This window comes from Mesorhizobium sp. M4A.F.Ca.ET.050.02.1.1, assembly GCF_003997725.1.
Classification (GTDB): Bacteria; Pseudomonadota; Alphaproteobacteria; order Rhizobiales; family Rhizobiaceae; genus Mesorhizobium.
The window spans coordinates 1-4,260 of sequence record NZ_RZSG01000518.1 but is presented as its reverse complement, the minus strand read 5'-3'; the positions used below and the strand labels follow the sequence as shown (position 1 = coordinate 4,260).

General features: G+C 64.6%; 6 protein-coding genes and 1 pseudogene. 1 reads left to right on the top strand and 6 read right to left on the bottom strand.

Annotated features, from left to right (window positions below; all coding sequences use genetic code 11):
• From EOA33_RS25925 to EOA33_RS25905, 5 genes and pseudogenes are all read right to left on the bottom strand, one after another.
• Window positions 1-147 (bottom strand): annotated as a pseudogene (locus EOA33_RS25925) (electron transfer flavoprotein subunit beta/FixA family protein); the annotation flags it as partial.
• A gap of 172 nt (window positions 148-319) precedes the next feature.
• The gene (locus EOA33_RS25920) at window positions 320-1,129 is read right to left on the bottom strand and encodes a rhomboid family intramembrane serine protease (RefSeq protein ID WP_126058115.1); all 810 of its coding nucleotides are present in this window, start codon (window positions 1,127-1,129) and stop codon (window positions 320-322) included.
• Window positions 1,130-1,160: 31 nt separating this feature from the next.
• Entirely contained in the window at window positions 1,161-1,742 is a 582-nt protein-coding gene (locus EOA33_RS25915; RefSeq protein WP_126058116.1) for a cob(I)yrinic acid a,c-diamide adenosyltransferase, read from the bottom strand.
• A gap of 15 nt (window positions 1,743-1,757) precedes the next feature.
• Window positions 1,758-1,949 (bottom strand): twin transmembrane helix small protein, encoded by a 192-nt coding sequence (locus EOA33_RS25910; RefSeq protein ID WP_126058117.1) that lies wholly within the window; start codon window positions 1,947-1,949, stop codon window positions 1,758-1,760.
• Window positions 1,950-1,972: 23 nt separating this feature from the next.
• A complete protein-coding gene (locus EOA33_RS25905; protein ID WP_126058118.1) occupies window positions 1,973-2,806 on the bottom strand; it encodes an SDR family oxidoreductase in 834 nt (277 codons plus the stop codon).
• Between the two features lie 83 nt (window positions 2,807-2,889).
• Between EOA33_RS25905 and EOA33_RS25900 the strand changes: the two genes are divergently transcribed.
• Window positions 2,890-3,741, top strand: coding sequence for a YihY/virulence factor BrkB family protein (locus EOA33_RS25900; protein ID WP_126058119.1), 852 nt, complete (start codon window positions 2,890-2,892; stop codon window positions 3,739-3,741).
• On the opposite strand, the gene EOA33_RS25895 is transcribed toward EOA33_RS25900, so the two are convergent.
• On the bottom strand, window positions 3,711-4,260 hold a 550-nt coding region (locus EOA33_RS25895; protein WP_145989279.1), incomplete at its 5' end, for a DMT family transporter. The genes EOA33_RS25900 and EOA33_RS25895 overlap by 31 nt on opposite strands.

The window sequence follows — 4,260 nt, the reverse complement described above, 5'->3', positions numbered from 1 at the left end:
CAGCCGGATCGCTTCCTCCACCGCGATCTCGTCGAACGGGTTCATTGCCATCTTGACGTTGGCGAGCTCGACCGCCGAACCGTCCGACTTGACCCGCACCTTAACATTGGCATCCACAACCCGCTTCACGGGCACAAGGATCTTCATTTTCCTGTCACCTCTTTCAAGATTTTGGGCGCGCTATAGCAGCGCGCGCCGGGTCAGAGTTGTCGAAAGCCGACATTCCAGACGGAATTCTGGACTTCATCCGCCGTTGCGGTGGCGTTTCCGTAGTGGCGGGAATCGGGCTCGTCAATATCCGCGACGCACTCAAATCGGTTCAGTCCTGGCTTGAAGCGGCTCCTCGACCCCACTGTGGCGCGGGCTGCGCTGCAGCTGGAGCGCTGGCGGCTGGTTCGGCCGGGACGCGCGCCTGCTCGACGTCTGGCGCAGGTTCGGGTTCCCCGTCCGCGCCGGCCAGCAGCGGCACGCCGCGGTTGCGCAGGACGAGCACCAGGACGGAGCCGGCGATGATGCCGCCGATGTGGCAGGCCCAGGAGACCTGGTCCTCGCCGCCGGCGGCGAACATGACGATCTGGAAGACGATCCACAGGATCAGCGGGATGAAGGCGGGGATGCGCAAGGGAATGCGGGCGAAGGCGAGCACCCAGACCTTCACCCTTGGGTAGAGGATCAGATAGGCGGCGACGACGCCGGCAATGGCGCCGGAGGCGCCGATCAGCGGCACCTGCGAATCCCAGGCCACCAACCCCTGGAAGAAGGCGCCGGCAATGGCGCAGGCGAGGTAGAAGATCAAATAGCGGATATGACCGAGGGCATCCTCGACATTGTCGCCGAACACCCACAGGAACAGCATGTTGCCGCCGAGGTGGAAAATGTCGGCGTGCAGGAAGGAATAGGTCAGGTAGCTCAGGCTCTCCGGGATGACGACGAATTCGGGCGAAAGCTCGACCTTGTCGTGGACGACGGAGGGGATGAAGCCGAGGCCGAGCACCGCCGCGTTGGTGAAATCCTCGCCGCCGAGCGTGGTGGCGAAATAGACGAGGACGTTGGCGACGATCAGGCCGATCGTCACATATTGCAGGTGGATGTGACGCAGTCTGTTGGTGTCGTATAGCGGGATGAACATGAGACCCTGGCCCTTCCGCTTCCACGTGGAGTCAGCGGTTCTTGCCGGGAACCCATAACACGTCGGCCTTTCCATTGTCATTGACCGCACGGGCGGCGACGAACAGAAAGTCGGAGACGCGGTTGATGTACTTGATCGCCTCGCGGTTGACCGGCTCGCCGGGGTCCTGCGCCAGCGCCACCATGATCCGCTCGGCCCGCCGCGCCACCGTGCGGGCAAGGTGAAGTGCGGCCGCCGCCGGCGTGCCGCCGTTCAGCACGAAGGATTTGAGCGGCTGCAGTTCCTTGTTGAGGAGGTCGATATCCTTCTCGACGCGATCGGTCTGCGAGGCGACGATACGCAACGGCTCATAGCTGAGCGGCTTGCCGTCATCCGGCACGGCGAGATCGGCGCCGAGATCGAAAAGGTCGTTCTGGATGCGGGACAGCATGGCGTCGATCGAGGGATGGCTGTCAACGGTGTGGATGCGGGCCATGCCGATGCAGGCATTGGCCTCGTCGACCGTGCCGTAGGCGTCGATGCGCAGGTCGGATTTCAGCCGCCGCTCGCCGGTGCCGAGGCCGGTGGTGCCGTCGTCGCCGGTGCGGGTATAAATCTTGTTGAGCTTGACCACGCGCCGCCTCTCCGGTCACTTGCGGGTGAAATACACCGCCAGCATGATCAGCACCAAGGCGATGAACTGCAACAGCACGCGCGCCTGCATCAGCTTGTTGGAGGTCATGCTGGAGCCGCCGCGCAGCATGTTGATCAGACCACGGATCAGGACGAACACCACGGCGAGCATGACGAGGACGGCGAGGATATTGAAGACGGTTGCCATAGTCTTTTTCCAATCAGTTCCGTTCAGGCGCGTTTGGAGAGCAGGCGGTAGAGCAACGATGCCGGCAGGATGCGTTTGAGGATCACGCCGATCCTGGCCGGCACTGTTACCACATAGTGTGGGCGTGGGCGCCGCGACAGAAGCGCATGGCGCAACGCGGTGTGGACCACCTCCGGTCCGGGCTTCAGCCGCGAGGTGCTGCCGCCGGCTCGCAGCCGCGCCAGTTGCGCCTCGTAGTCAGCGCGGTGGACGGAATGCTCATGATCGATGTTCTTCAGGAACCAGAACAGCCCGTTCGAGGCGATCTTCGACGTCACCGGCCCCGGCTCGATCAGCGAGACATGGATGCCGCTGCCCAGAAGCTCCTGATGCAGGCACAGCATCAGCCCTTCCAGCGCGTGCTTGGAGGCCGAGTAGGCGCCGCGAAAGCGGACCGGCGTCAGCCCGAGGATGGAGGAACAGTGGACGAGCCGGCCATGGCCCTGGCGGCGCATCACCGGCACGATGCGGCGGGTGAGATCGTGCCAGCCGAAGAGATTGACCTCGAACTGCTCTTTGAGCGCCGAAACCGGCAGGTCCTCGACGGCCCCGGGCTGCGCATGGGCGCCGTTGTTGAACAGCGCGTCGAGCCGTCCGCCTGTGCGCTCCAGCACCGAGGCGACCAGCGCCTCGATCGAGGCGGGCTCGCGATAGTCGAGATAGAAGGTCTCGATGCCGTCGGCCTCGAGCGCCGCGATGTCGGCCGGCTTGCGCGCCGTCGCGAACACCCGCCAGCCTTCCGCCTTCAGCGCCCGGGCGCAATGGGCGCCAATCCCGGAAGAGGCACCGGTAACGATGATGGTGCGCGGCGCGTTCACGGCGGAGTTTGACCTAGGGTTGCCATTTGCCGCATTCCCTTCCCATATTCGCGGCGTCGAGACAATCGAAGGGAACGCGGTACGTGTTGCGGAAGATCGTCGCCCTGCGCCGCGTGCTCTATGACGCGATCGGTCACTTCAACACCGATGACGGCTGGGCGATGGCCAGCCATCTGGCGATCACCTCGCTGATGGCGCTGTTCCCGTTCCTGATCTTCGCGACGACGCTGGCGAGCTTCCTCGGCGCGCAGGCCTTCGCCGACACCGCCGTGCATCTGGTCTTCGACACCTGGCCGGAGCAGATCGCCAAGCCGATCGCGCGCGAGGTGCTGAACGTGCTCACCGTCAGGCGCACCGACCTGTTGACCTACGGCGTGCTGCTCGCCGCCTACTTCGCCTCGAACGGCATCGAGGCGCTGCGCACCTCGCTCAACCGCGCCTATCGGGTGTCGGAAACGCGCGGCATCATCTATCGCCGCGTCCAGAGCATCATCTTCGTGCTGATCGCCACGGCCTGTTTCCTGGCGATCAGCGTGCTCCTGGTGTTCGCTCCGCTCTTGGCGCGGTTGGCGGAGGCCCATCTCGAATGGATCAGGCCCTATATGGGCACGATCACCCTATGGCGCTACATCATCGCCTCGACGGTCATCGTCATCGGCCTGTTCGCGGTGCACTTCTGGCTGCCGGCAGGCAAGCGCCGCTTGCTGTCGATCGTGCCGGGCATCATCTTCACGCTGGCGGCCTGGCTGGCCGGCTCGACCATCTTTGCCACCTATCTCGACCATTTCTCGTCCTATGTGACGACCTATGCCGGCCTCGCCTCGATTATGATCGCGGTCGTCTTCCTCTACATCGTGTCGGCGATCTTTATCCTTGGCGGCGAGCTCAATGCCGCAATCAGCCGCTATCTCGAGGCGCGCGCCCGCATCGGTTGAGACCGTCCGGGGCTGGCCGGCCGCGCGGTCGCCAGCCCGACGCCGAGCGTGGCGATCGCCATGCCGACGATCTGCAGGAGGTTGAGATGCTCGCCGAACAGCGCCCACGCGATGACCGCGGTGACCGCCGGTACGAGGTAAAACAGCGAGGCGACCTTCGACATCTCGCCGTCGCGGATCATCACCATCAGCAGGAAGATGGCGCCGATCGACAGTACCAGCACCAGCCAGGCCAAGGCGAAGATCAACTCGCCATTGATGGTGACGGTGCGCGTCTCGAAGGCGAGCGAGGCGAGCACCATCAGCGCGGCGCCGCCGACATATTGCCACATCGTCGCGGTCACCAGGTCGCCGCCGGAGGCGAAGCGTTTCTGCCAGACGGTGCCGGCGCTCATGGCCAGCACCGAGACCAACGAAGCGGTCAGCGTCGCAGCGGTGACGCCGCCGCCAACGGCTCCAAGCTTCGGCCACAGCACGATGACGACGCCGACCAACCCGACGGCGAGGCCGATCCAATGG

Excerpts from the sequence above, each read along its gene's own strand:
- EOA33_RS25920 (WP_126058115.1), bottom strand. The coding sequence starts at position 1,129 with ATGTTCATCCCGCTATACGACACCAACAGACTGCGTCACATCCACCTG.
- EOA33_RS25910 (WP_126058117.1), bottom strand. The coding sequence starts at position 1,949 with ATGGCAACCGTCTTCAATATCCTCGCCGTCCTCGTCATGCTCGCCGTG.